Below are 25,523 nucleotides of genomic sequence, written 5' to 3' on the forward strand. Positions count from 1 at the left end.
CTAGGCGTTCATCGAATCGAAGAATTCTGAATTTGTCTTGGTCTGCTTCAGCTTGGAAATCAGGAACTCGATGGCATCGGTGGTGCCCATCGGGTTCAGGATGCGCCGCAACAGATAGGTCTTTTGCAGATCCTTGGCATCGACCAGCAGTTCTTCCTTCCGCGTGCCGGATTTCAGAATATCCATGGCCGGGAACACACGCTTGTCGGCAACCTTGCGATCCAGCACGATTTCGCTGTTCCCAGTGCCCTTGAACTCTTCGAAAATCACCTCATCCATGCGGCTACCGGTGTCGATCAGCGCCGTAGCGATGATGGTCAGCGACCCGCCTTCCTCGATGTTCCGCGCCGCACCAAAGAACCGCTTGGGCCGCTGCAAGGCGTTGGCATCCACACCGCCGGTCAGAACCTTGCCCGAAGACGGCACGGTAGTGTTGAACGCGCGCCCCAGACGAGTGATCGAGTCCAGCAGGATCACCACATCCCGCTTGTGTTCGACCAGCCGCTTGGCCTTTTCAATCACCATTTCCGACACGGCGACGTGACGGCTTGCCGGTTCATCAAAGGTCGAGGACACCACCTCACCCTTGACCGAGCGTTGCATATCCGTGACCTCTTCCGGCCGCTCGTCGATCAGCAGAACGATCAGATAGCATTCCGGGTGATTGCGCTCGATCGAATGGGCGATGTTCTGCAACAGCACCGTCTTACCCGTCCGCGGCGGCGCCACGATAAGCGACCGCTGCCCCTTACCGATAGGCGCAACCAGATCAATGATCCGGGCCGAGCGATCCTTGATCGTCGGATCTTCGATCTCCATTTTCAGCCGTTCATTAGGATAAAGCGGCGTCAGGTTGTCAAAGGCCACCTTGTGGCGCGCCTTCTCTGGGTCTTCGAAATTGATCCGTTCCACCCTGGTCAGCGCGAAATAGCGCTCATTCTCGCCCGGCGCGCGGATCACGCCCTCAACCGTGTCACCCGTGCGCAAGGAATGCTGCCGGATCATGTCGGGGCTGACGTAAATATCATCCGGACCGGGCAGATAGTTTGCCTCGGTCGACCGCAGAAAGCCGAACCCGTCCTGCACCACCTCCAGCACGCCATCGCCGCCGATGTCCCAGCCATCTTCGGCATGTTCTTTCAACAGCGAGAACATCATCTCGCCCTTACGCATGGTCGAGGCGTTCTCGATTTCCCATTCTTCAGCCAATGCCAGCAGCTCAGCCGGGCTTTTCGCTTTCAGATCGGACAGGTTCAGCCGTTCGGCACTCATCATCTTACCCGCAATCGCACAGGCTAACGGCCCGTGCAGTCATGTCATGTCAAAGGAAAATCCCGCACCGGACGGCCGGGGTCGACTGCCTATAGACGTCAAACCCGTCCAAGTCAACGGTTCAGAACTTGACGATCACCGCCAGCACAATGGCAACCATGAACAGCGTCGGCAATTCATTGGCGATCCGATACCCCCGCCCGCTCAGCCCGCGCCCGGCGGCAATCGCCGCAGGCTGCCGTTCCAGCCACAGATGAAACCCGGTCATCCCCAGCAGCCCGGCAGCCTTGACCCATGGCCATGCCATCGACCACACGACAATGCCCGGCGTCAGCACCAGCGTCAGCCCCGCCAGCCAGGCCGTGACCATCGCGGGCCGCATAATCATCCGCAGCAGCTTGTCCTCCATGATGACAAAGCTGTCCGCCGGTTCACCGCTCTGCCGCCCGCGCTCGATATGATAGACGAACAGCCGCGGCAGATAGAACAACCCTGCCATCCAGGCGATGACTGCCATCACATGCAGGGATTTCACCCAAGGATATATCGTCGCCAGCAGACTGCTCATCCGACCCTCCGTTTCGCTCTCTTAAAGAATAAAAAGAAGAAGAAAGGAATGATGATGTTATAGGTCTTGGGGATAACGGGATGACTGCCGTTCACCCGATCTTATCCCCGATTACGGGAACCGCTAAAAATTTCCCACGACACCTTCTAAATTCTTTAAATATCAATAAATTAACTATGTATAACCCTGTGGATAAAATCGCCATGATGTCCCTATCCACAGCCAGCCATCGTTGGTCTGCCTGGTTGTCCACCTGTGGAAGACTGCCTCGCGTTCCCGTTATGACCTGCCCTGTTATCCTCAGCCCCTTGCCGCACCGGGTTTGATCCCCGCACGCCACGCGGCTTTCCCCACCGACTTATCCACAGGCCGAAAAAACCGAGCCGTCTGTGCAACAGATGAGGCACATTGGCCACAGACCCCCTTTCCCCAAAACCTTACGCCGTCTAATCTGACCACGATCAGATCACATGGCGGCCACCCAAGCATGAGCGACGACGAATCAACCACGCCATCGCCCGCCATCCCCTTGGCAGGCGTCATCGGGATGCCGGTTGCGCATTCACGTTCGCCGCGTCTGCACGGGCACTGGCTGGCGCGCTATGGCATCCCCGGCCATTATGTGCCGCTGCATGTGTTGCCCGAACATCTGGCCGAGGTGCTGCGCATCCTGCCCCGCACCGGCTTTGTCGGCGTCAATGTCACCATTCCGCATAAAGAGGCGGCGCTGACGCTGGCCGATGTCGTCACCGACCGCGCGGCGCTGATCGGCGCGGCAAACACCCTGATCTTTCGCCCCGATGGCAAGATTCATGCCGATAATACAGATGGTTACGGTTTCATTGCCAATCTTCGCCAGAATGCGCCCGATTGGAACCCGGCCACAGGCCCGGCGGCGGTTCTGGGTGCGGGCGGGGCCGCGCGGGCCGTGGTCGCCTCGCTGCTGGATTCCGGGGTGCAGGAATTGCGGATTACCAATCGCACGCGCATCCGCTCGGAACAGATCAAGGCTGAATTTGGCGCGCGCATCGTCGTTTACGATTGGGCGCAGGCCGGAAACATGCTGGATGGCGCGGCAACCGTGGTGAACGCCACCTCGCTGGGGATGGATGGCAAACAAGCGCTGCGGGTTCCGCTGGACGCGCTCGATCCGGCTGCCCTTGTCACCGATCTGGTCTATACCCCCCTCGACACTCCCTTCCTGTCCGAGGCGCGGGCGCGCGGCTGCATCACCGTCGATGGGCTGGGGATGCTGCTGCATCAGGCGGCGCCCGGTTTTGAACGCTGGTTCGGCACCCGGCCCGAAATCGACCAGGCCGCCCGCGACGCCGCGCTGTCATGACCTTCCGTCTGGGTCTGACCGGCGGCATCGGCATGGGCAAATCCACCACTGTCCGGATGTTTGCAGATCGCGGCGTGCCGGTGTGGGATGCCGATGCCGCCGTGCATCGCCTTTACGCCCCCCAAGGGGCCGCCGTCGCCGCTGTCATCACGCTGGTCCCTGCCGCTGCGGCCCACGACGGCAGCATCAACCGCGCTGCGCTGAAATCCGCACTGGCGGCTGATCCGGCGCTTTTGCCCCGGCTCGAAGCCGTGGTTCACCCGCTGCTGCGCCATGACCGGGCGGGGTTTCTGGCCGCCCATCCTGATGCGCCGGTGGCCTTGTTCGACATCCCGCTGCTGTTCGAAACGGGCGCTGATGCGGATATGGATGGCACGGCCACCGTATCCGTTGATGCAGAAACCCAGCGCGCCCGCGTCTTGTCGCGCGGCACCATGGATGAGGCGATGCTGAACCAGATCCTGTCGCGCCAGTTGACCGATGCCGAACGCCGCACCCGTGCCCGTTGGGTCATCCCGACCGATACGCCCGAATCCGCCCTTGCCGCTGTGGATGCGATCCTGCAAGACATTACCCATGCGTGAGATCGTTTTCGACACCGAAACCACCGGCACCGAACCTGACAAGGGCGATCGCATCGTCGAAATCGGCGCGATCGAGTTGCTGAACCACCTGCCCACCGGCAGACATTTTCACGAATACATCGACCCCGAACGCCCAATGCCGGCCGAGGCATTCGCCGTTCATGGCCTTGGCGATGATTTTCTGCGCGGCAAGCCGAAATTCGCCCAGATCGCCGCCCGCTGGATAGAATTTATCGGCCCTGACACCAAGCTGATCGCCCATAACGCCCGATTTGACTTTGGCTTCATCAATGCCGAGTTCCGCCGCATTGGTCAGCCGCCGCTCGATAATGGCCGGATGATCGACACGCTGGCCATGGCGCGGGCGAAATTCCCCGGCGCGGGCAATTCGCTGGATGCGCTGTGCCGCCGCTTTGGCATCGACAATTCCAACCGCGACCTGCACGGCGCGCTGATCGACACCCACCTGCTGGCCGAAGTCTATCTGGAACTGATCGGTGGCCGCCAGCCCGACCTGATCCTCGCGCCGCAGCCGCAGAAATCCGAAGAACAGACCATCGCCGCGCCAGTCGCGTCCATGCCCGCCGGCCCACGCCCGTCCCCCCTGCCCCCGCGCCTGACCGAATCCGAATCCGCTGCCCATGCCGAATTCGTGTCCAAGCTGGGCGAAAACGCGATCTGGCGGCGATGGATGCCCGGCTAGGATCGCGCCGGGGTTGCGCCCCCCGGCATTAGCCCGCATCTTGGCGGCAACAGCCGGAACGGGGGACAGGTGCTGAATCTGCTGCGTGATCTGTGGGCGTTCATCGCTGCCATCGGCGAACGGATCGACAAGATTCATATGGGCCTGATCGCGGCGGGCGTGGCCTTTTACGCCATGTTCGCGGTGTTCCCCGGCCTTGCCGCGATCATCGCATTGTGGAGCCTGTGGTTCGATCCCAATGTCATCAACGAATACATGAATGTCGCGCATGAATTCATCCCCGACAGCGCGCAGGATATTCTGGATACGCAAATCAACGCCCTGCTGTCAGCGGGGCGCACCAATATCGGCTGGGCGTCTTTCGTATCGTTCATGATCGCCACCATTGCCGCCCGCGCGGGCATCGACGCGCTGGTGCGCGGGCTGAACGCCGCCCATGGGGTGCGGTCGCATTCGACGATCTTTGGGTTTATTCTGGCCTATGGGCTGACGCTGGCCATCGTCGGCGTGGTGCTGATGGGGCTGGCCACCATCGTCATCGTGCCGATCATCATCAACTTCATGACCTTTGGCCCGCTGCGGGCATGGCTGGTGACGGCCCTGCCCTGGGTGGCGATGTTCATGATCGTGATCGTGGCCATTGGCATCCTGTATCGCTATGGCCCCAACGTCAAAACCCCGCGCACACCGATCTTTACATGGGGGGCGCTGTTTGCCGCACTGGCATGGGCGGCGGCCTCGATGGCGTTTTCGGCCTATCTCAGCAGCTTTAACAGCTATAACCGCATCTATGGTTCGATCGGTGCGGTGGTGGCCTTGCTGATGTGGTTCTATCTGGCCGGGTTTTCCGTGCTGCTGGGCGCGCTCATCAATGTCGAGATCGCCCGCCGCCGCCGCATCAGTGCCGCCCGTCAGGCCCGGCAAAGCGCATTGGCGGCGGCAAAGCAGGGCTAGGTCAGGCGTCCATCCCCTCGGTCGAGGCAAAGAACATCGCCTGCGATACCGCAGACCGCACCTGTTCCTCGGAATAGGGCTTGGAAATCAGGAAGGCCGGTTCGGGCCGGTCGCCGGTCAGCAGCCGTTCCGGGAAGGCGGTGATAAAGATCACCGGCACATCGCCCAGCGTGCCCATCAGATCGTTCACGGCATCAATGCCCGACGACCCGTCAGCCAGCTGAATATCGGCCAGGATCAGATCGGGCCGCTTGGCCGCGCCCAGTTCGACGGCGGCGGTATGGGTGCGGGCCACGCCCGTTACCTCGTGACCCATGGTCTGGACGATGCCTTTCAGGTCCATGGCGATGATGGTTTCATCCTCGATAATCATCACCTTGCCACGGATCGCCCGGCCCATTTCGTTCAGGGCGATCTGGATCAGTTCCTCGGCCTCGGGCTGTTCGATCTGCATCACCCGCGCGATCTGGTCATAGCGCAGCTCTTCGATGGTTTTCAGCAACAGCGCCTCGCGCGAATTGGGCGTCAGGCCGCGCAGATGCGCCTGTGCCCGCGCCTCGCGGCTGTCGCCCAGGCTGTTTTCCACCGGCTGGCCGCTGGATTGCCAGATGGCGTGAAAGGTGCGGAACAGACCGATCCGCATGTCGGATTCGCCCTCGATCACGGAACGGTCGGTCAGAATTGCCTCCAGCGTCGCGGCCGCATAATTGTCGCCAGCGGTCTGGCTGCCGGTCAGGGCGCGAGCATAGCGGCGAAGATAGGGCAGTTCGCGTCCGATGGACTGGGCAAGATCTGCGGAAGACATGGTGCTTTGACCCCTGTTGAGAATTTTGTGGTCCGTCGGGAACCTTGGCAGGCTCCTACATGTTGGGCAAGGTGCGCACAAGAATTTCAGGACTAACAAACTTATGCCAACCAAACGCGATGAACGGCGGCGGGTCGCCCTTGAAAAGCAGATCGACGAAAATCTGCGCCGCACCTATGAACAGGATGTGCAGCAGCAGGTTCCCGACAAACTGCTTCAGCTTCTTCAGCAATTGCGGGAACAGGATCAGGCATGACCGGAACGACCCGACGGCCGGATCAGGCCGCGAACGCCGCCGACCCGCGTGATGAGCTGGTGGAACATCTGCCCGCGCTGCGCGCCTTTGCGCTGTCGCTGACCCGCGAAGGGGCCGCGGCTGACGATCTGGTGCAGGACACCATCGTCAAGGCGTGGACGAATATGGATAAATTCCAGCCCGGCACCAATCTGCGCGCGTGGCTGTTTACCATTCTGCGCAACAATTTCTATTCCGCCCGCCGTAAAACCCGTCGCGAGGTGTCTGACAGCGACGGCATTCACGCCGCCCGTCAGGCCACCCGCCCGGAACATGATGGCCGTCTGGCCATGCGCGACTTCCGTGGCGCTTTTGACCAGCTTCCCGACGAACAGCGCGAGGCGTTGATCCTTGTCGGGGCCTCGGGCTTTTCCTATGAAGAAGCCGCTGGTATGACCGGCGTGGCCGTCGGCACGGTGAAATCCCGCGCAAACCGGGGCCGCCGCCGCCTGGCCGAGCTGTTGCAGCTGGACGAGGGCGAGGAACTGGAAATGACCGACCGTGCGACCTTGGCGGTAATGGCCACGAACCAGCCCGTCAGCCGCTGACCGCAGGGCGCAACAAAAGACGGGGGACGGTCTGGCGTGTTAAGGGCGTTACGCGAAAGGCTGGAATTCACCAAGGGTCTGGGCTTTCGTCTGGCCACCCTGCTGACGGTGGCCATTCTGCCGCTGGGGCTGATTTCGCTGGTGCAGACCCTGCATCTGCTGCGCGAGGCTGAACGCAGCGCCGAAATCGCGCTGCTGGGCCGCACCGCTTCGGCGGCAGCGGGGGAACGCGCGCTGCTGCAAGGTGCGCTGGGGGCCGCCGATGCGCTGGGTCCGGCGGTGCTGGAAACCATCGCCAGCCCCGCCGCGTGCAGCGAGGTGATGCGCGGCTTTGTCGAACGCAGCGCGACGTTCATTTCTGCCGCCTATGTGCCACTGTCGGGGATGTCCGGCTGTGCTTCGTCGAATGCGACGGGGCCGATCGACTTTCGCGGATCAGAGGCTTACCAGCTTTTCCTGCAAAGTCCCGGCACCGTTGTCACCTCGCTGGAACGTGGCGGCATTACCGGGCGTCCTGTCGTCGTGGTGGCGCAGCCGCTGTATAACGACCGCGAACTGATCGGCTATGTTGTCGTCGGCCTGTCCAAGGAATTGCTGTATTCCACCCATTCGCTGAATTTCGGCACCGAGGGTGCCCGCATTCTGACCTTTTCCGTCCGTGGCGATGTGCTGACGCTGGATCGGCCCTTCGATCAGGACGTGTCGGGCATTCTGCCGCGTGGCATGGCGCTGACTGATCTGCTGGGCAATACCGACGCCACCTTCCGCGATGTCACCAGCACCGGCGAAGAGCGTGCCTTTACCGTCGTCACCGTGGTGCCCGGTCTCGTTTACGCCCTTGGCAGCTGGAGCCCGCAGACCGCCGGTATTGCCGGGTTCAAGACAACGCGCCTGGCCGCCATCGCCATTCCGATTGCGCTGTGGGCGGTGTCGCTGCTGGTGTCCTATTTCGCCGTTTACCGGCTGGTTCTGCGCCATATCCGCGAATTGCGCGGGCAGATGCGCCGGTTTGCCATCGGCAACCGCGATGCCCCGCCGCCGGTGCTGCGCGACGCCCCGGCAGAAATCGCCGATGTCAGCCAGACCTTTCACAATATGGCCCGCATTCTGATCCGCGACGAAGAAGCGATGGAAGAGGCGGTGGCCGAAAAAACCGTCTTGTTGAAAGAGGTTCACCATCGGGTCAAGAACAACCTGCAATTGATCGCCTCGATCATCAACATGCAAAGCCGGATGATCGACCACGAAGATGCCAAGCGGGTTCTGCGATCCGTTCAGGACCGGGTGGCGGCGCTGGCGACGATCTATCGCAATCTGTATCAGGCTGAACATCTGGATGCCGTGAACGCCGACCGGCTGATCGGTGACATCATCAACCAGATGGTGAATATCTCGGTCGCGCCGGGCACCGCGCTGAAGGTGGAAACCGATTTTCAGCCGCTGACGCTGTTGCCCGATCAGGCGGTGCCCCTGTCGCTGCTGGCGACCGAGGCTGTGACCAATGCGCTGAAATATGCGGGCGTTCCCCCCGGCGCGGATGCGGCCACGGTGCGGGTAACGCTGTCGGTGCCGGAACCGGGCCGGGCGCTGTTTTCGGTTGAAAACACCATGGGCGATGCGATCATTGATGCCGAAAGCACTGGTCTTGGCAGTCAGTTGATCGAGGCATTTTCAGCCCAGCTTGACGGCGAGGCTGAAACCGGCATCGAAGGCCACCGCTATTTCCTGCGCCTGCTGTTCCGCGTCGATACCCAGAACACCCCCGAGGCGGGTGATCTGCGCAAGGTGGTGCTGACCTCGACCCCGCGCGAAGGATCGCGGCATTAACCACGGCGGCTGCCGTCAGTTGCGGCGGCGCGGCCGGGCCTTGGCGATGCCGCTGCTGGCCCCGGATGTCAGATGGCAGAAAAAACACACCAAAGCCCGGCTTGATTGCGGCACGGGCGCAGCTATGTTTGCGGCATGGATGCGACGCAGGCGAACCCGACTTATGATCTTTCGACCGGACGGGGGCTGATCGCCTGCCCCCGCTGCGATGCGCTGCATATCGAAGAGGATCTGGATCAAGGCGAAACCGCCCGCTGCATCCGCTGCAACACGGTGCTGGCCCGGCCGCGCGCCGGGGCCTTTGTGCAGTTGATCGCGCTGTCGTTTACCTCGATCGTGCTGCTGATCGGGGCGGTGTTCTTTCCGTTTCTGGAAATCTCGCGCATGGGGATCGGCAATGCCACATCGCTGTTCGGGGTGGCACTGGCCTTTGCCGACGGGGTGTTGCTGCCGCTGGTGCTGGCAGTGCTGGCGATGATTATCGCCCTGCCGGTGTTCCGGTCGTTTCTGCTGCTATACACGCTGATGCCGCTGGCGCAGGGGCACCGGCCCCATGCCCATGCCGCCGACGCCTTCCGCATGGCCGAGGCGCTGCGCCCGTGGTCGATGGCGGAAATCTTCGTGATCGGCACATCGGTCGCGCTGGTCAAGGTGGCGGGGCTGGCCAGCGTGCATCTTGGCCCGGCCTTCTGGGCGTTCTGCGGGCTGATCTTTGTCAATGTCGCTGCCCGCGCCTTCATGTGCCAGACCACCGTCTGGGATGCCATCGAACAGGGCAACGCCCTGCCTGCCCCCGGTGATCGCGGATGAGCGATAGCTTGCCCCATGACCATGACCACGATGGCGGCCCGGATATGGCCGATGCCGTCGCGCCGGTGATGACCGCGCGCCGCGCCGGGCTGATCGGGTGCCGCAGTTGCGGGCGCGTCTGGCCGATGGATCAGGATCAGTGCAGCCGCTGTCACGCCACGCTGGTGCGGCCCGACCGGCGCGGGCTGGCCGCCGTCTGGGCGTGGATGGCCGCCGGGATCATCTTTTACATCCCCGCCAACCTTTACCCGATGATGAGCACCCGCACCTTTGCCGGGCTGAAAGGCAGCGGCGAGGCGACGATCCTTGGCGGCGTGGTGCAACTGATCGAACATGGCAATTACGACATTGCCATCATCGTCTTTGTTGCCTCGGTCATCGTGCCGATTGGCAAGTTCATCGCCATCGCCTGGCTGGCGCTGGTGGCGGGGCGCCCTGCCACCGTGCATGACGCGCATCTGCGGCTGAAGATTTACGAGGTGGTCGAATTTATCGGCCGCTGGTCGATGATCGACGTTTTCGTGGTGGCGATCCTGTCGGCGCTGGTGCAGCTTGGCTTTGTCGCCTCGATCCATCCCGGCCCGGCGGCGGTCTGTTTCGCGCTTTCTGTTGCGTTTACCATGCTTTCGGCGCAAAGCTTTGATCCGCGACTGATCTGGCGTGGTTTGCCGCTGCGAACCCGCAGCACCTGACACCGACAACCCGCGCGGACCTGCATGACCGACACACCTCCCCCCCTGCAACCTGCCAGCCCGGTTCGCCGCACTGCCCGTCGTGCGGCGCAGGCGGGGGTGAACATCATCTGGCTGGTGCCGATCCTTGCGCTGATCGTGACGCTGGCTATCGGCTGGAACAGCTATATGGGCCGGGGCACGCTGATCCATGTGGCCTTTCGCGACGCCACCGGCATCAATCCGGGCGAAACCCCGCTGAAATTCCGTGAAATCAACGTCGGCAAGGTCGAGGCGGTGCGCTTTACCGAAGACCTGTCATCCGTCATCGTCGATATTCGGGTGGACCGCGATCTGGCGCAATATATCGACGATCAGGCCGAATTCTGGATCGTGCGCCCGCAGGTGACGGCGCGGGGGATCACCCGGCTGGATACGGTGCTGACCGGGGCCTTTATCGAAGGTTATTGGGATGCCGATGTCACCGAACCCCGCAGCGATTTCATCGGGATGGACCGCGCACCGCTGACGCGCGACGACGCCAAGGGCACATGGGTGATCGTGCAGACCGACGATGCCGAGGGCCTGTCCGAAGGCGCGCCGGTCATGTATCGCGGCCTGCCCGTGGGGCGGATGGAAAACCTGCGCATCTCGCCCGATGGCGAGGGCGTGCAGGCCGATGTCTTTGTCGAGGCGCCCCATGATCGGCGGCTGACCACGGCCAGCGTGTTCTGGGACAGCGGCGGCGTATCGGTCAGCCTTGGCACGCAAGGGGTGTCGGTGGGGGTCAACTCGCTGGCGTCGCTGTTGCAGGGGGGCATCCAGTTCGGCACTTTCGTCAGCGGCGGCAGGCCGGTCGAACGCGGCCATGTCTTTGCGCTGAACGCTGATGAGGACGCGGCGCGCAGCAATATCTTTGCCGGTGACGAATCCGGCCAGCCCCGGTTCACGCTGCTGCTGGAACAGGGCGTGCGCGGGCTGGAGCGCGGGGCCGATGTGCAGTTTCAGGGCCTCAGCGTCGGGCGTGTGACCGATCTGTCGGTCCGGGTCAGGACCGATCAGCCCGGTCAGGCGCGCGAGGTGTTCCAGCAGGTCACGGTCGCGCTGTCGCCTGCCCGTCTGGGTCTGGCCCCCGATGCGACCGGCGATCAGGTGACGGCGTTCATCGCATCCGCCGTGGAACAGGGCCTGCGCGCCCGCCCGGCCAGTGCCGGCTTTCTTGGCGCCTCGCTGATGATCGAACTGTTCCAACTGCCCGAACCCCCGCAGCAGCCTCTGGCCCTGGATATGGCGGGCGATCCTTACCCGATCATCCCCTCGGTTTCCGGCGATCTGTCGGATTTCAGCGATACGGCGCAGGGGATGTTGTCGCGCATCGGCAATCTGCCCATCGAAGAGGTGCTGAAATCCGCCACTGACATGATGAACAGCATCACTCATCTGGCCAGCAGTCCCGATACGCGCGCCATCCCCGAAACCCTGCGCCGCACGCTGGATGACGCGCAAAGCACCTCCTCTGACATCCGCGACATGGTGCAGGATTTCAAAGGCAGCGGCGCGGTGGACAATCTGAACACCCTGCTGTCCGAGGCATCCGCTGCGGCGCAATCGCTGCGCGAGGCGGCGGCGAACGCGCCTGACATGATCGAAAAGATGGACCGTGCGGCGGCCAGGATCGAGGAATTCAACTTTGCCGAAATCAGCGCGCAGGCCGAGGGTATCTTGCAGGATCTGCGCGTGATGCTGGGGTCCGAGGATGCCGAACAACTGCCGCGCCATCTGTCGGATACCTTGCAGGCGGCGTCCGGGCTGCTGAACGATCTGCGCGATGGCAATGCCGCAGGCAGCCTGAATGCCGCGCTTGGGTCGGCCCGTGTCGCGGCGGACGAAGTGGCGGTGGCCGTGCGCGACCTGCCGCAGCTTGTCCAGCGCCTGCAACAGACCGCCGGACGGGCCGAGGCGGTGATCGCCGCCTATGGCGACCGCTCGTCCTTCAATACCGAAGCGGTGACGATGCTGCGCGAACTGCGCCGGGCGACGGCGGCGTTCGGTTCGCTGGCGCGCACCATTGAACGCAACCCCCGCGCCTTTATTCTGGGACGATGACCGCATGATCCGAACCGCCCTTGCCCCGCTGGTCGCGCTGCTGATGCTGCTGGCTGCCTGTTCCGACCCGGAAAAGACCGCGCGCTATCTGGTCGATCCGCCTACGGCTGCGCGCGAACTGCCCAACAGGCTGGGTGCCGCCGAATTGCGCGATGTTTCCCTGCCCGAATATGCGGCGCATGATGAAATCGCGTGGCAGACGCCCGATGGCGCGGTGCGGTCGAATCCGCGCAATATCTGGGCCGACAATCCGCAGCGCGCCTTTACGCTGGTGCTGGCGCGGTCGATTTCTGAACTGTCCGGTGCCACCGTCATCGCCGAGCCGTGGCCCCTGATGACCACGCCCGACCGCAAGATCGACGTGCGCGTGGAACGGGCACTGGCGCAGGCAAACGGCACCTATCGTCTGGCGGGCAGCTATTACGTTTCGGATGAAACCGGCGCGGCGGGCGGCAATCACGCGCGCAGCTTTGATATTGTGGTGCCCTTGTCAGGGTCGGGGCCGGGGGCGGTTTCGCTGGCGCAATCGGCGGCAATCACGCAACTGGCCCGGCAGATCGCCACGCTGGGCGGGCCGGGCAGCAGCTTTGTCACCCGCCGCCCCGCGGCCACCGATCCGTTCGACCTGCCGCCGTTGCTGTAACGGAAACGGGCGACCTGCTGGCCGCCCGCCCCTGTCCTGTGGGTGAAATGGTTGAGGAGGCACTGATTACGCGGAATAACCCATAGGACGATTTTTACCGGGCCGCCGCTTTGCGCCCCGGCCAGAGGCAGCCAGATTCATCCGGTTAATGACCGGCCTGACAAATCTGGCGAACATATCCGGGTCGGGGTTAAAGGCCCCCGGCCGACCGACACCGCCGCAATCTTCACAATCTGGAATCGTGCCCCAACAATTTGGGCAGGCCCCCAGCGCACAAGCCAACATTTCAGCGTGATCGGTCAGCACGGTATTTTCCCGCATAACCCTGCGGTAATCGTTCAGATCCGGGCGGTCGGCGGCGACACATGCCCCCGTCTGTCCGGTATATGCCACCCGTGGTTGCCCCGCTGCGCGCGTCGCCGTATCGCTGACGATCCCCCCAGGAGCCGCGCACAACGCCCTGAGGGCGGCAATGACAACATTATCCTCTCTCCGATCCGTCATGGCATCCGACCCCCCTGATGTCTGTGACGGTATGGGCCTTGGCGATTTGGCCGCGTTCCGTCTTTTGCCATGAATGCTGTTGTGAACGGTGGGCGTGAATGCAGCGTGAAAAAACCGGCCGCTGGGCGTGAAAAATGCAGGGGAAGCGAAAAAATTTCGCGCAGATGGTGTCATACGACTGTTATGTCTGCGCGATCCTGCGTCAGTATTCGGGAAATTTCGGTCGGTATGGCAGCACCGGCACCGTGGCAGGCGGGAATTTCGATGCAGCATATGCAATAACAACATCCCGAGTCGCAGGCCGCAAGCCGGCTGCCATCTGCCCCGCCAGCCATTGCGCAAGCTGTGGCGCGGCCAGCGAAGTGCCTGATGTGATGCGCAGCGATCCGCTGTCGCGCCCGGCAACCGCAATGCCCGACACCGCGCCGCTGCGGTCTGCCACGGCCTGAATGTCGCCGTTGCGCCCGCGCCTCAGCAGCCCGCTGTAGATCGAGCCGGTCCCTGCCCCGCCATGCAGTTGCGCCGCCCCTGCCCGCAGTATTTCCGTGCCGCCCGCATAGGCGTTCAGCGTCTGCCGCCGCCGCACTCGTGACCGGCCGCGCGGCGGATCGTCGGGCAGCATCCGGCCCGTGTCGTCAAAAATCTGGTAATGCGGGCAGATCAGCGTGCTTTGCCGTGCCTCGCGCGGATAGCCGGGCACGGCTTCGTCGCGCTGCACGCTGATCTCGTAAATGCCGTTGCGGGCCTGCGGGTCGATGCGGATTTGCCAGTCGCCCGGCGGTGCCCAGGGGGCGCCGGGCCTGTCGGGGCTGGTCGGCATGGCGATCAGAATGATCCCCTCGCGCCAGATGCGGCCATCGCCGCTGCGCTGCACCATGTAATAGGCGCGGGCGATTTCAGCCCCGGTGCTGTCGCGCAGCAGGCTGATCTGACCATCGGCGGTAAAGCTGGTCGGCACGGGCGGCTGGCCCGGCGCGGCCAGATGCAGCACAAAGGGGCGCGTCGGAGGTGCGGGCAGGCGCGGCCCCCAAATCTCTACGGCGCTGTCGGTGTGATCGCCCGGTTGCAGCCGCCATGTCAGTCCCTGCCCGCGCCGCAGCCGCCCGCACAGCATCGCCTGCCGGTGATTGCCCATCGGCAGCACGAAGCGGATCGGTCCCAGATCGTGCGGCCCAGAGTGTGACAGCGCATCCATGAACCGCTCCAGCAGGCTAGAACCGTCACGCGGCCCGGCAGTCAGGCCATAGCTGATATTGATGACCAGCGGCATCCGCACCGTGCCCGGTGCCAGCCCGCGCCGTTCCTCGGTCTGGCGGCAAAGCTGGCGCGCGCGCAGCACCACGAACAGGATCGCCGCCAGAATATAAGGCGGGGCGGAAACGCCCATGCTGTCCTCGGTCAGTTTCGAGGGCAGGCTGACGCCGATCACCGGATGATCGCGACCCGCCGGGTCATCGGGGGCGAAACCGGCGGCCAGCATCGCCACCGCCGCGCCATGCCCGCCCGTATAACCGGCCGAGGGCCGCAGCCCGCGCCCGTAATCCAGCACTCCGGCGGTGCGATACAGCGAATCTTCGTCCGGCAGGGTGCCGTCGCGCAGACGGGCCAGCAGCGCGTCGATCCCCTGCCCGCGCCATTCGCGGCCAAAGGGCAGCCCGCCGCCGGGGCCGGGCCGGGCATCCTGCGCCCAGATCGCGGCAACCCGGCTGTGATCGCCCGCCCGCAGCATCTGATGCGCAAAGGGAATGGCGTCGTCGATCACCGCGATGATCGCCGCGCGGGTCGGATCATCGGGCAGAGCCGCATCGCTCAGAAAATCGCCCGATCTGGCGGTGCCCCAGCTTTCATTCCCCGGATCATCGCTTGACGCATCGGCGGGCAACAGGCCGCCCGGATCGGCCAGAAAGGCGGAAAAGGCCGAAACGATGGCCTGCGCAATCACGGCGCGGACCCGGTTGCGGTCAGATCGCTGCCGGGGGCCAAGCGGCCGTCTCCCCGATCAAGGCCCAGCGCGCTGTCGATCAGATCGCGCAGTGCGGCTTCGGTTTGGGCGGAAACGGGCGCGGCATCGCCGCCCGGATCGGTCAGCCTGTGGCGCAGGTCCAGCCAGCGATGCACATAGGGCGACATGCCCGGCGCGTGACCGGCAAATGCCGGCTGCGGCGGGGAAAAGGTCAGGGTGGCGCCGGGCTTCAGCTCCATCTGTCGGACCAGTCCTTGCGCGCCTGCGCCCACAGCCAGCCCCACAGCGGCGCGGGGCGCACCGGGCTGGCGGGGGTGAATGCGGCGGCAGGGTCGTTGCCGGTCATCATCTGCGCAAACTCGCCCAGGTGGAAATCGCGCGGCTGGTCGCCCTGCCCCCAGCCGTTGCCGTCCATCCGAACGCCGCCCGCCTGTCCGGCCTGATCCGCCCGCGCCGCCAGATAGCGCCCCAGCACCACCCCCAGCATCGCCCCGGCGGCGCTGTCGGCGGGGTAATGCACCCCGGCGACGGTGCGGTTCACGGCGATGCGGCTGGCCATGCGGAACAACTGGCTGTCGGCGGCCAGCGTAGCCCCCGGATCGTCCAGCAGCGTCAGCAGCGTGGCCAGCAGAAAGGCCTGCGTCGCATGGCCCGATGGAAAGGCGCCATGGGCGGGCGTGTTGATAACAGGCTGAATCCGGTTGGAAAATTGGTTGGGTCGCGGGCAGCCCAATGCCAGCTTGACCCGCATCACCGTGCAATCCGACAGATCCAGCGCGATCGACAGCAGGTCGCCGATGCGGCGGCTGCGTTCGGCTTCCAGTGGCAGGATCGTGGCAAAGAACGGTCTCAGGTCGGTGGTCTGGGCCAGAATCTCGGCCATGCGGTCGTCGCGCAGATCGGCATATCCCCCGACCAGGGGAATGGCGCGCTGGAAATCCGTGGCTTTGGGGGCGATGAATTCGGCCAGCGGTGCCAGACCGCCCGCCGCCGTCCGGCGCAGCCAGCGGGCGGCACCCGCCACGGGCGACCCCGCGCCGGGATCGGATTCAAAGGCCATATCCTCTAGCAATTCGGCGATCACAACCGCACCGCGATGATCGGCAGAAAGACGCGCCAGCCGTTCGCCCTGATTCAGAGCCGGAGTTCCGGGGGTCTGTCCGGTGATCTGAACCGATCCGACAATGCCATCACGGGCGCGCAGCAAGGCTTCGGCCAGCAGGCTGTCTGCAAGGGCATCATCGCCCAATGCCTTGGCATTTTTTGCATTCTTGGCGTTTTTCGCATTTTTCGCGTTCAGGATCGACATATATGCACCTGCCCTGCCCCCAGGAACGGGCCTTGGCATTGATTATGCTGGCCTTCTTTGCGGCGCATCAATAGCATGCGGCGACGCTCGCAACAACTTTTATCAATTGTGACACACCTGACGCTCGGGCTTATCGGTTCTGTGACCATGGTTGGTTCGGACCGACGTGAACGGACGCCTCGCAGCATGAAGGGCCGCGGGTTGCTGGCGGTGTTGGGTGTGTCGCGCGGGCTGCGGCAGACCCGGGCGCATGTGCAGGATCTGCTGTATAGCCGCAGCAGGCCGGAACAGGGCGCGGCCAGCATCCGACAACTTTTGCGTGAAATCCGGCTGGCGCTGGATGACCGGCGCGATGTGTTGCTGTCGGGGCCGGGCTGGGTGGGGCTGGACCCAAACAGCGTGACGGTCGATCTGACGCCCCGGCCCGGTCCCGATGGTCGCCCGCTGGAATTTGCGGCGGATCTGGATATTCCCGACCCCGAATTCGAAGACTGGCTGCGCGACACGCGGATGCATTTCGAAAGCCGGGCCACGGGTCTGGCCGATCCGCTGCCGGTCGGCCCGCCCCGGCTGATCGTTCAGCCTGCCGTTTCGGCCGACCCGGATGCCGCGCTGCTGGCCGAAATGCTGATGATCGAGGCCGCCGTCCGCGCCTCGGACATCACGCCGCTGATCGTGGTGCAGCCGGGCAGCGGCGGCGATATGCAGGCCGATCTGGCGCTGCGGGTGCGGGCGCTGCGCGGGGCTGGCCGCACCATGCTGTCGGTGTCGCTGGTGCAGACCGCCACCGGGCAGGTGATCTGGAGCCAGCCGTTCCATATCGAAACCGGCAGCAGCCGTATCCAGATGCATCTGTGCGCCGCCGATATTACCTTTGCGATCCTCAAGGCGGCCGAGGCGGCGGATGCGCTGAACCAGACGCGGCGCTTTCCGCTGGGGGATATTTTCAGCTATTCCCGGTCGCGGCTGATGCTGGCCGATCAGGTGCTGGCCAGCACCTATGACCAGTTCAGGCCCGCCGTGGCGCTGTCGCTGCGGGCCTATATCCGCAACACCCTGCTGATTGAACGGCTGACCAGCGATCCGGCGCGCACGCTGGACGAGGCCGACGAATTTTCCCGCCGCGCGCTGGAACTGGCGCCGCATAACGCCACGGTTCTGGCGGTGGCGGCGGTGATCGCATCCTATCGCAACCACAAGGAAACCGAATACTGGCTGGTGCAACAGGCGGTGCGGGCCGATCCGCTGAACCCGCTGGCGATGTTTGCCCATTCGCTGGTGCTGAGCGATCTGAACCGCCATCAAGAGGCCGCCAGCCTCGCCAGCGACGGCATGAACAGCGCGCTGTCGGCGCTGAACCCGGCGACATGGCTGTTAAGACGCAGCGCGGCGTCGTTCCGGCATGGCGATCTGGACGGGGCGCGGCGCTTTTTTACCGCCACGCATGAGATGGCCCCCGACAACCGCCCGGCGCTGCGGTTTCTGGCGGCGCTGCTGTATCATCAGGGCGATGAAGACGGCGCGCGGCAGGCGCTGTTAAAGCTGAAGGAGATCGAGCCGGATTTCACCCTGGATCTGATGGCCGGCGATGATTATCCGGTCGATTCACTGCGCAATGCCGGGATGCTGGCGATCACCCGCTCGGGGTTGATCTAGGCGGGCATCCCCTCTGGCGTGGGCGGGGCAAAGCCGTGTAGCCTTGTGGTTGCAGCAAGGAGCCGAGGATGCCGCGCAAGACCGCCCGTTATGTGATCGTTCCCGATGACAATGTGTTCAACGACAGCATGGACACGACCAGCTTTCGCCTGTTCCGGTCGATGCACCACAGCCTGTTCAACAGGCGCGGGTTGCGCCCGATGGGCAGCCTGACACGGGGCAGCGATGATGGCTCGGTCCCGGCGCTGCGCCCGCCGCTGCGGATGATGGATACCGATGTCGGGCGCATCCGCCTGATTGATTCCATTGGCGAAAACGAGGCATCGCTGGTCGCCATGACCGCCGATCAGGCGCAGGAATTGCAGCGCAACTATCCCGGCCTGCGGGTGCGGCGCGAATTGCGGCTGGTGCCGCTGTGGCCCGAGGCGGCGCATCTGATCCGCCGTCAGGCCCGGCCAGCGGCCTTTCGTTCGGCAAAGGAGCTGGACCTGCGCTGCGTCGATGCGGAAACCGGCCAGCCGGTGGCGGGGGTGTCGCTGGTGATCGTGCTGGATGCCCGCCGGGGCTTTGGCATTTCGGATGTGGTGACGGATGAGGACGGGCGCTATCGCACCCCGCTGCCCGCCGGGCAAAGCGTGATCGACGCGGTAATCTGTCAGCCTTTTTCCGGCCATTGGCCGGGTGGCGCGGAATCGGTTGCGGTGCGCGAAACCGGCGCGACGGAACTGACCATCGCCCTGACCTCGCTGGCGGGGGATTTCCACGATTCGCTGGACCGGATGCTGACCCCGGCGCAGCCGGCGGACGGGCAGGGGGTGCGGGTGGCCATCATCGACACCGGCGTTGATCCGGCGCAGGGGCTGAACCTTGAAAAAGGGCTGAACACCACCGGGTCGGAACCGGCGGATGAATGGTTCGACAATGGCAGCGGGCATGGCACGCATGTCGCCGGGATCGTGGCGCGGGTGGCCCCCGCCGCCGTTCTGCATTCCTATCGCGTGTTCGAAAAGGATGCCGGTGGCGCCAGCGAGTTTTCCATCGCCCGCGCCATCCGTCAGGCGGTCGAGGATGGCTGCGACATCATCAACCTCAGCCTGGGGCAGGCATCCGAACCCATCGCCATCTCGCGCGAGGTGCGGCGGGCGCGGGCCATGGGCGTGGTCTGTATCGCCGCCACCGGCAATGATTACATGTCGCCGGTATCCTATCCGGCGCGATCCGGCGTGGTGGTGGCGGTATCGGCGGGCGGGATGCTGGACGCATGGCCCGAGGGCGCGGCCACCCGCCGCAATGTCGCCGACGATCCGGCGCCGGTGAATGGCCGCTTTTTCGCCTCTTTCAGCAATATCGGGCCAGAAGTAGACTTTATCGGGCCGGGCGTCGGTATTATATCTTGGGTGAACAAGACCTCGAAAGGCGTGATGGACGGCACCTCGATGGCCTGTCCGGCGGTGGCCGGGCTGTTTGCGCGGTTGCTGTCGGCCAATGCGGAAATTTTGTCGGCGGACCGAAACCAACAGCGATCCGACGACATTATCAGAATGGCGAACAGCCATGCAGTGCCGATCGGGTTCGGCAACAGATACGAAGGGGCAGGGCTGATCGGTTAAGGGGAAAGGTGATGAAGGCGCAACGCAAGAACATCCACAGCTATGTGCTGGTCTATTCCGATGACTGCGACCCCTCGCGCGAGGAAACGGCCGAGGTGCTGGATCATCTCAGCCCCCTGCCGGCCGAGGAAATCCTGCCCGGCACCATCCGCGTCCAAGGCCCCGCCCGCGAGGTGCGCCGCTGCGCCGGCGAATTGGCGCATTGGCGGCTGTCGCAGGAAAAGATCCTGTCCCTGAACCCGCCGCACAAGGCGATGCGCCGCTGATGACCCGCCGTTTCGGCCCAGATAGCGGGCTGGACGCGCTGCGCGTGACGGAATCGCAACTGCCGCTGGACAGTTATGCCGGGCGTGGCGGCTATGACCCGGCCTTTGTTCAGGCGGCTGACCCTTTGCCCTTGCCCGGTGCGGGGCGCTGGTCGGGCGATCTGGTGCCGCTGATCCCCGAGGCGCTGTCGCCCGGACAAGACCCGACCGAGCTGCGCTATACGCATTTTTCCGTGCGCATGTCGCAATCGCGGGCGCTGCCGCTGTTCAGTGCCTGCAATATCGACGGCAGCCAATCCGATCGCACCATTCCGCGCAGCAACACATGGCGACGCGATCCGCGCATCGCGCCCGAATACCAGAACCTGCGCGAAGCCTATGGCCATCAGGGGCAGGGCCTGTTCAGCCGTGGCCACATGACCCGGCGCGAAGACCCGAACTGGGGCGACCGCGACACCGCCCGGCAGGCCGATGCCGACACGTTTCACATCACCAATGTCGCGCCGCAGCGGCAGGGGTTCAACGGCGGCATCTGGTTGCGGCTGGAGGATTACGTTCTGGACAATACCGACCGCAGCAATATGCGGGTGTCGGTTGTCACCGGCCCGGTGCTGTCGCCCGATGATCCGGTCTATTACAACCGTCGCATTCCGACCGCCTTCTGGAAGGTGATTGCCTTTGTCCATGCCCATTCGGGCGAGCTGACCACCATCGGCTATCGCCGGTCGCAAATGGATTACCTGCCGCGCCCGTCGGGCGGGCGCTTTGTCTTTGGCGATTTCCACGACAGTCAGGTGCCCGTCGCCGCCATTGCCGCTGAAACCGGCCTTGATCTGACGCCTTGGGCGGAACGCGACGTGATGGCCGGGGCATCGCCCGATCTGGAAATCCGCTTGGCCGGGGTTGGTGATTTTTATCTGATGCGATAATCGCCCGTCCGCGTTGGGACCGTCCAAAAGGAAACGGGCCGCCCGAGGAGGAACGGCCCGCGAGATCCACGGAGATGGTCCGGTTAGGGATGGAAGTCCGCCCCGTCCCAATCAGGGTTTACGACCTTTGGGTTTGCCCTCAGGCCACGGCCCCCCTGACTGTTCCGACACCTCTCTCCAATATCACTCTCGACACTGGACCACCTCCTTTCAATAAGTTGCCGTTGCAAGGACAGGGTGCCACAGATCGAGAATCTGTCAATCAGGTTTCTTGCTGCCGACGCAACAAATTGCGCACGATGATCCGGAATGGCACAAGAGCCAGCAGGGCGAGGCTCATTTTCACCAGCCAGTCGGCGATGGCCAGCGATTGCCAGAACGGCGCATCCGGGCCAAACCCCAGCAGCGGCGCGGCCTCGTTCGCCCAGCCGGTGTTGGCATCATGGGGCAGGGCGGTCGTAAAGGCGATGGTAAAGAACAGCGCCGTATCCAGCAACGCCCCCAGCGTGGTCGAGGTCAGCGGTGCACGCCACCACGCCCCGTCGCGCAGCCGGTTGAACACCGCCACGTCCAGCAATTGCGCAGAAAGGAAGGCGAGGCCCGATCCGATGGCGATGCGGACGGTGGTCAGGTCAAAGCCATAGGCGATGAACGAGCAGAACACCCCAGTCACGAAGCCGGCATAGACAACCCGGCGCGCGGCAGCCGGGCCATAGACGCGGTTCATCACATCGGTGACCAGAAAGGTGAACGGATAGGTAAAGGCGCCCCAGGTCAGATAGGCGCCGATATGGTATTGAACGAGGATATTGGCGGCCAGCACAATGATGGCCATGGCAATGATGCCGGGCAAAAAGCGGGTCATGCGGATTTCCGTTTTGACAAGGTGGCGGAACAACTCGGCCCATGGGCGGGCAAGCGCGGCGCATACGCGGGCGCGGGGTGCTGTGTCAAGGCTGATCTGGTGGTGCGGGATCGCCCCAAGATGCGTATTTGGGCAAACAGGAAGCCTGCGGGGTTATTCGGTCAGGCGGTATTCGACGATTTCGGTGCGTTGCAGGATGTTGAAATTGTCGTCCGCGATCAGGGTCAGCCGCAGGGCGGTGCCGTCGTTCCAGACGCTGATGCCTTCGAGGTTGTCATATTGCAGCGGGCGGGTTTCCAGCAGCACCTGTTCGCCCGTGCCATCGAGGTTGAAGCGGCGGATGCGTGAGGAAAAGCCCAGCAGGCCGCGAAAGTCGCGTTCCAGCAGGTAAAGGCGGCCATCCGGGCCGATGTCGGCTCCGGTCGGCAGAAACCGGCCCCGGCGCGGGATGGTGAAGGGCACGTCCCATGCGTCATTCTGCCAGCGCAGCACCGGAAAGGGCCGGTCGGGGTGGCCGGATCGTTCCGGCACCGCGATGATGGCGCCGTTGGGGGCGATGGCCAGCGCCTCCATCCCGGAATTGATCCGCAGATCGGCCAGCGCGCGCGGCGGCGGAATGCGGGTGGCGCGTGATTGCGGCGTGGCATAGGCGGCGATGCGGTCAAGGCCCTCGAAGCTGATCCAGATCGTGCCATCGGGGGCGATGGCGATGCCTTCGGAATCGCCCAGCCGTCCGGGTGGCAGCGGGTTGCCCCGGCTGTCGGTCAGATGGGTGCGGCCGGTGATGCTGAACCCGGTGATCTGGCCGTTATCGTTGCGCTGGATGGTGCCCCAATAGAGATGCGCCCGGTCGGTGACGGCGTGAAAGCCGGTCCCGTCCGCGGTCAGCTCGATACCGGAAAAGCCGCCGAAATCTGTGTCGCCCGGAACCCGCCAGACCCATGTGCCGATGTGATCCAGCGTTTGTGCCGATGCGCTGGCGGGCAGGGCCGCCAGCGCCAGCGCAAGGCCTAGCGCGCGCCAGCGACGTTGGTGCATTGGCGCGGCAGCTCGCTGAGGCGGAAGGTGCGGGGGTGGCGGTAATCCGGGTTCGGCGTGCCGCGCGGGCGGGTGGAGGGGTTGGCGCGATAGCGCAGTTCCTGCGCCGCCTCGCCGCAGCCGTTGTCATTGCCCGACAGTTGCGCCACCGGGGTTGCCGGATTGTTGCACGACCCGCTGTTGCAATGCAGGCGCACGTGGAAATGATAATCGTGGTTCGGCGTCGGGCGCAGCTTTTGCAGCCATGCGCCGCGATTGTTGTTCATGCGGCACATTTCGACCTTGATGGCCGCGTCCAGAAAGATGCGGTCCACGCGCGGGTCCATGGCGGCGGCCCGGATCAGGGCGGCGTGGCCCGCGCTCCAATGTCGTGACATGCCAAGGCCGTTCTGCGCCACCACCGACACGGACGAGATGTTTTCGCGCTGCTGCGGCGACAGGCGCAGCGATTGCGGCGGCAGCATCCAGATGTCGGCGTCCAGCCCGATCTGGTGGCTGGCGTGGCCCGACACCATCGGCCCGCCGCGCGGCTGCGACAGATCGCCGATATACAGCCCCGGCCAGCCGACCTGCGTGGCCGCCCGCGACAGCCCCACCAGAAAGTCGATCAGTTCGGGCTGGCCCCAGTTGCGGTTGCGCGACAGCCGCATGGCCTGCCATGTCGGCCCGCTTTCGGGCAGCTGCACATTGCCCGAGGCACAGCCGCGGGAATAGCTGCCGATGGCGCCCTTTGGCCCGGCATTGGCGCTGCGAAAGCTGCCGAACACATCCTTGGCCAGCGGGTCGGCATGGGCGGCTGGCGCGACGGGGATGGCCAGCCCGATCAGGGCGGCGACGATCAGGGACAGTTTGCGGATCACGGGGCGTCCTCTCCTTCTGCTTTGACCCAGATTAGCAGCAACAGCGACAACAGGAAGATCACGATCAGCGGAGATATTCCCATCCGCTGGCTGCCGGTCAGGTCGGTGGTTACGGCGATCAGGAACGGGGCGGCAAAGGCGGTGGCCTTGCCCGACAGGGCGTAAAGGCCGAATCCTTCGGTGGCGCGTTCTTCGGTGGTGTGGCGGACCATCATCGTGCGGCTGGCCGATTGCAGCACGCCGCCCGCGCCGCCAATCGCCACGCCGCAGCCGAAAAAGATCAGGTCGGGCAGCGACAGCCCGGCAAAGACGGGATCGCGCCCGACCGGGATGCCAAAGACCGTATCGCGGTCCATGCCGATGACGATCAGGCAGACGGCGGTCAGGATGACGATGCAGGCGGCGATGACCGGCTTTGGCCCGAATCGGTGGTCGGCGCGCCCGCCCAGCCATGACAGGATCGTGGCCGCGATGGCGCTGACGACGCCGAACACCCCGGCCATGAACACCGGCCAGCCCAGCACCGTCCCGGCATAGACGCTGCCGAATCCATAAAGCGCATTCAGCGCATCCCGCGACAGCATCGACGAAATCAGCCAGTTGCGCAGGCTGGCCCGGCGGCGCAGCCCAAGGATCAGCGCCCACAAATCGCGCAGCGCCGCCCGGATGCGAACCGGCTGTCGCGGGCCGCGCGGCTCACGCACCCACAAAAAGAACGGCACCATAAAGACGATATACCACAGCGCGGTGAATGGTCCGACAAAGCGCGTGCCCTCGCGCCGGGCGGCATCCAGCCCCAGCACCGGGTCGATGCCGATCAGCGTCTTGCCCGAGGGCGTCTCGGCGAACAGCAACAGCATGATGACCAGCGCGATCAGCCCGCCCAGATAGCCAAAGGCAAAGCCGGAACCCGAGACGCGCCCGATTTCATCGCGCGGGGCAAGGCCGGGCAGCAGGGCATTGGTAAAGATGGTGGCGAATTCGACCCCGATCATGCCAATGGCAAAAAACGTCACTGCCATCAGCAGGGCGGGCTGGTCAGGGGCCAACAGCCATAATCCGGCCGATCCGAACACGTAAAAGGCCGAAAACAGCCAGATCCAGACCATCTTGCGCCCGGATGTATCCGCCACCGCGCCCAGAACCGGCGCCAGCATCGCGATCACCGCCCCCGAGATCGCCAGCCCATAGCCCCACAGCGCCTGCGCCTGCGCGCCGGCGGCCACCTCGTCCAGGCCGGCGGCCATGAACTGCTGCTTGGCGACCTCGGCGAAATAGATCGAAAAGACGAATGTCACCAGCAGGGTGTGATAGGGCTGGCTGGCCCAGTCAAAGAACCACCATCCCCAGATACGTTTGCGGTCCATGGTGTGCATCTTTGGTCCTGAAGTATCC

25 protein-coding genes are annotated in these 25,523 nt (G+C 64.3%); 15 read left to right on the forward strand and 10 right to left on the reverse strand.

Annotated elements, in window-relative coordinates:
* Both rho and Q4G14_RS05030 read right to left on the reverse strand, forming a co-directional pair.
* Positions 1-1,272 (reverse strand): transcription termination factor Rho, encoded by a 1,272-nt coding sequence (gene rho, locus Q4G14_RS05025; protein WP_303360667.1) that lies wholly within the window; start codon positions 1,270-1,272, stop codon positions 1-3.
* Positions 1,273-1,393: 121 nt separating this feature from the next.
* Entirely contained in the window at positions 1,394-1,840 is a 447-nt protein-coding gene (locus Q4G14_RS05030; RefSeq protein ID WP_303360629.1) for a CopD family protein, read from the reverse strand.
* 487 nt (positions 1,841-2,327) lie between these two features.
* Between Q4G14_RS05030 and Q4G14_RS05035 the strand changes: the two genes are divergently transcribed.
* From Q4G14_RS05035 to Q4G14_RS05050, 4 genes are all read left to right on the forward strand, one after another.
* Positions 2,328-3,182 carry a shikimate dehydrogenase gene (locus Q4G14_RS05035; protein WP_303360630.1) on the forward strand — a complete coding sequence of 285 codons (855 nt, stop codon included), beginning with the start codon at positions 2,328-2,330 and terminating at the stop codon, positions 3,180-3,182.
* On the forward strand, positions 3,179-3,766 hold the full coding sequence (gene coaE, locus Q4G14_RS05040) for a dephospho-CoA kinase (protein ID WP_303360631.1): 588 nt from the start codon (positions 3,179-3,181) through the stop codon (positions 3,764-3,766). The genes Q4G14_RS05035 and coaE overlap by 4 nt, the downstream gene beginning before the upstream one ends.
* On the forward strand, positions 3,759-4,469 hold the full coding sequence (dnaQ, locus tag Q4G14_RS05045) for a DNA polymerase III subunit epsilon (RefSeq protein WP_303360632.1): 711 nt from the start codon (positions 3,759-3,761) through the stop codon (positions 4,467-4,469). The genes coaE and dnaQ overlap by 8 nt, the downstream gene beginning before the upstream one ends.
* Before the next feature lie 69 nt (positions 4,470-4,538).
* Complete coding sequence (locus Q4G14_RS05050) at positions 4,539-5,423, forward strand: YihY/virulence factor BrkB family protein (RefSeq protein WP_303360633.1); 885 nt, start codon at positions 4,539-4,541, stop codon at positions 5,421-5,423.
* Position 5,424: 1 nt separating this feature from the next.
* On the opposite strand, the gene Q4G14_RS05055 is transcribed toward Q4G14_RS05050, so the two are convergent.
* Positions 5,425-6,228: a response regulator gene (locus tag Q4G14_RS05055; RefSeq protein ID WP_303360634.1), complete on the reverse strand. Its 804-nt coding sequence runs from the start codon at positions 6,226-6,228 to the stop codon at positions 5,425-5,427.
* Between the two features lie 103 nt (positions 6,229-6,331).
* Here Q4G14_RS05055 and Q4G14_RS05060 point away from each other — a divergent pair, with 103 nt between their 5' ends.
* The 7 genes from Q4G14_RS05060 to Q4G14_RS05090 all read left to right on the forward strand — a co-directional run bounded on the left by Q4G14_RS05060 (position 6,332) and on the right by Q4G14_RS05090 (position 13,128).
* The gene (locus Q4G14_RS05060) at positions 6,332-6,484 is read left to right on the forward strand and encodes a NepR family anti-sigma factor (RefSeq protein ID WP_303360635.1); all 153 of its coding nucleotides are present in this window, start codon (positions 6,332-6,334) and stop codon (positions 6,482-6,484) included.
* Entirely contained in the window at positions 6,481-7,071 is a 591-nt protein-coding gene (locus Q4G14_RS05065; protein WP_303360636.1) for an RNA polymerase sigma factor, read from the forward strand. Before Q4G14_RS05060 ends, Q4G14_RS05065 begins: the two co-directional genes overlap by 4 nt.
* A 36-nt stretch (positions 7,072-7,107) precedes the next feature.
* Positions 7,108-8,898 carry a sensor histidine kinase gene (locus tag Q4G14_RS05070; RefSeq protein ID WP_303360637.1) on the forward strand — a complete coding sequence of 597 codons (1,791 nt, stop codon included), beginning with the start codon at positions 7,108-7,110 and terminating at the stop codon, positions 8,896-8,898.
* A gap of 135 nt (positions 8,899-9,033) precedes the next feature.
* Positions 9,034-9,708 carry a paraquat-inducible protein A gene (locus Q4G14_RS05075; RefSeq protein ID WP_303360638.1) on the forward strand — a complete coding sequence of 225 codons (675 nt, stop codon included), beginning with the start codon at positions 9,034-9,036 and terminating at the stop codon, positions 9,706-9,708.
* Between the two features lie 44 nt (positions 9,709-9,752).
* A complete protein-coding gene (locus Q4G14_RS05080) occupies positions 9,753-10,400 on the forward strand; it encodes a paraquat-inducible protein A (protein WP_303360668.1) in 648 nt (215 codons plus the stop codon).
* 24 nt (positions 10,401-10,424) lie between these two features.
* On the forward strand, positions 10,425-12,485 hold the full coding sequence (locus Q4G14_RS05085) for an intermembrane transport protein PqiB (RefSeq protein WP_303360639.1): 2,061 nt from the start codon (positions 10,425-10,427) through the stop codon (positions 12,483-12,485).
* 4 nt (positions 12,486-12,489) lie between these two features.
* The gene (locus tag Q4G14_RS05090) at positions 12,490-13,128 is read left to right on the forward strand and encodes a membrane integrity-associated transporter subunit PqiC (RefSeq protein ID WP_303360640.1); all 639 of its coding nucleotides are present in this window, start codon (positions 12,490-12,492) and stop codon (positions 13,126-13,128) included.
* Positions 13,129-13,834: 706 nt separating this feature from the next.
* Here Q4G14_RS05090 and Q4G14_RS05095 read toward each other — a convergent pair.
* From Q4G14_RS05095 to Q4G14_RS05105, 3 genes are read right to left on the reverse strand one after another with little or no spacing between them, the layout of a single operon-like run.
* A complete protein-coding gene (locus Q4G14_RS05095; RefSeq protein ID WP_303360641.1) occupies positions 13,835-15,574 on the reverse strand; it encodes a hypothetical protein in 1,740 nt (579 codons plus the stop codon).
* On the reverse strand, positions 15,571-15,834 hold the full coding sequence (locus tag Q4G14_RS05100; protein ID WP_303360642.1) for a hypothetical protein: 264 nt from the start codon (positions 15,832-15,834) through the stop codon (positions 15,571-15,573). The genes Q4G14_RS05095 and Q4G14_RS05100 overlap by 4 nt, the downstream gene beginning before the upstream one ends.
* On the reverse strand, positions 15,825-16,904 hold the full coding sequence (locus Q4G14_RS05105) for a phosphatase PAP2 family protein (RefSeq protein ID WP_303360643.1): 1,080 nt from the start codon (positions 16,902-16,904) through the stop codon (positions 15,825-15,827). Before Q4G14_RS05105 ends, Q4G14_RS05100 begins: the two co-directional genes overlap by 10 nt.
* 186 nt (positions 16,905-17,090) lie before the next feature.
* On the opposite strand from Q4G14_RS05105, the gene Q4G14_RS05110 reads away from it, so the two are divergent.
* The 4 genes from Q4G14_RS05110 to Q4G14_RS05125 all read left to right on the forward strand — a co-directional run bounded on the left by Q4G14_RS05110 (position 17,091) and on the right by Q4G14_RS05125 (position 21,365).
* Complete coding sequence (locus Q4G14_RS05110) at positions 17,091-18,560, forward strand: tetratricopeptide repeat protein (protein ID WP_303360644.1); 1,470 nt, start codon at positions 17,091-17,093, stop codon at positions 18,558-18,560.
* Between the two features lie 68 nt (positions 18,561-18,628).
* Positions 18,629-20,170, forward strand: a complete 1,542-nt coding sequence (locus tag Q4G14_RS05115; RefSeq protein ID WP_303360645.1) for a S8 family serine peptidase — start codon at positions 18,629-18,631, stop codon at positions 20,168-20,170.
* Between the two features lie 11 nt (positions 20,171-20,181).
* Positions 20,182-20,436, forward strand: a complete 255-nt coding sequence (locus Q4G14_RS05120; protein ID WP_303360646.1) for a hypothetical protein — start codon at positions 20,182-20,184, stop codon at positions 20,434-20,436.
* Complete coding sequence (locus Q4G14_RS05125; protein ID WP_303360647.1) at positions 20,436-21,365, forward strand: DNA/RNA non-specific endonuclease; 930 nt, start codon at positions 20,436-20,438, stop codon at positions 21,363-21,365. The genes Q4G14_RS05120 and Q4G14_RS05125 overlap by 1 nt, the downstream gene beginning before the upstream one ends.
* Before the next feature lie 262 nt (positions 21,366-21,627).
* Here the strand turns inward: Q4G14_RS05125 and Q4G14_RS05130 are convergent, their stop codons facing one another.
* From Q4G14_RS05130 to Q4G14_RS05145, 4 genes are all read right to left on the reverse strand, one after another.
* Complete coding sequence (locus Q4G14_RS05130; RefSeq protein ID WP_303360648.1) at positions 21,628-22,230, reverse strand: VUT family protein; 603 nt, start codon at positions 22,228-22,230, stop codon at positions 21,628-21,630.
* Positions 22,231-22,383: 153 nt separating this feature from the next.
* Positions 22,384-23,268, reverse strand: coding sequence for an esterase-like activity of phytase family protein (locus tag Q4G14_RS05135; protein WP_303360649.1), 885 nt, complete (start codon positions 23,266-23,268; stop codon positions 22,384-22,386).
* Positions 23,241-24,128, reverse strand: coding sequence for a penicillin-insensitive murein endopeptidase (mepA, locus tag Q4G14_RS05140; protein WP_303360650.1), 888 nt, complete (start codon positions 24,126-24,128; stop codon positions 23,241-23,243). The genes Q4G14_RS05135 and mepA overlap by 28 nt, the downstream gene beginning before the upstream one ends.
* Positions 24,125-25,495, reverse strand: a complete 1,371-nt coding sequence (locus tag Q4G14_RS05145; RefSeq protein ID WP_303360669.1) for an MFS transporter — start codon at positions 25,493-25,495, stop codon at positions 24,125-24,127. Before Q4G14_RS05145 ends, mepA begins: the two co-directional genes overlap by 4 nt.
* Between the last annotated feature and the right edge of the window lie 28 nt (positions 25,496-25,523).

It is taken from the genome of Paracoccus sp. (in: a-proteobacteria) (assembly GCF_030538755.1).
Classification (GTDB): domain Bacteria; phylum Pseudomonadota; class Alphaproteobacteria; order Rhodobacterales; family Rhodobacteraceae; genus Paracoccus.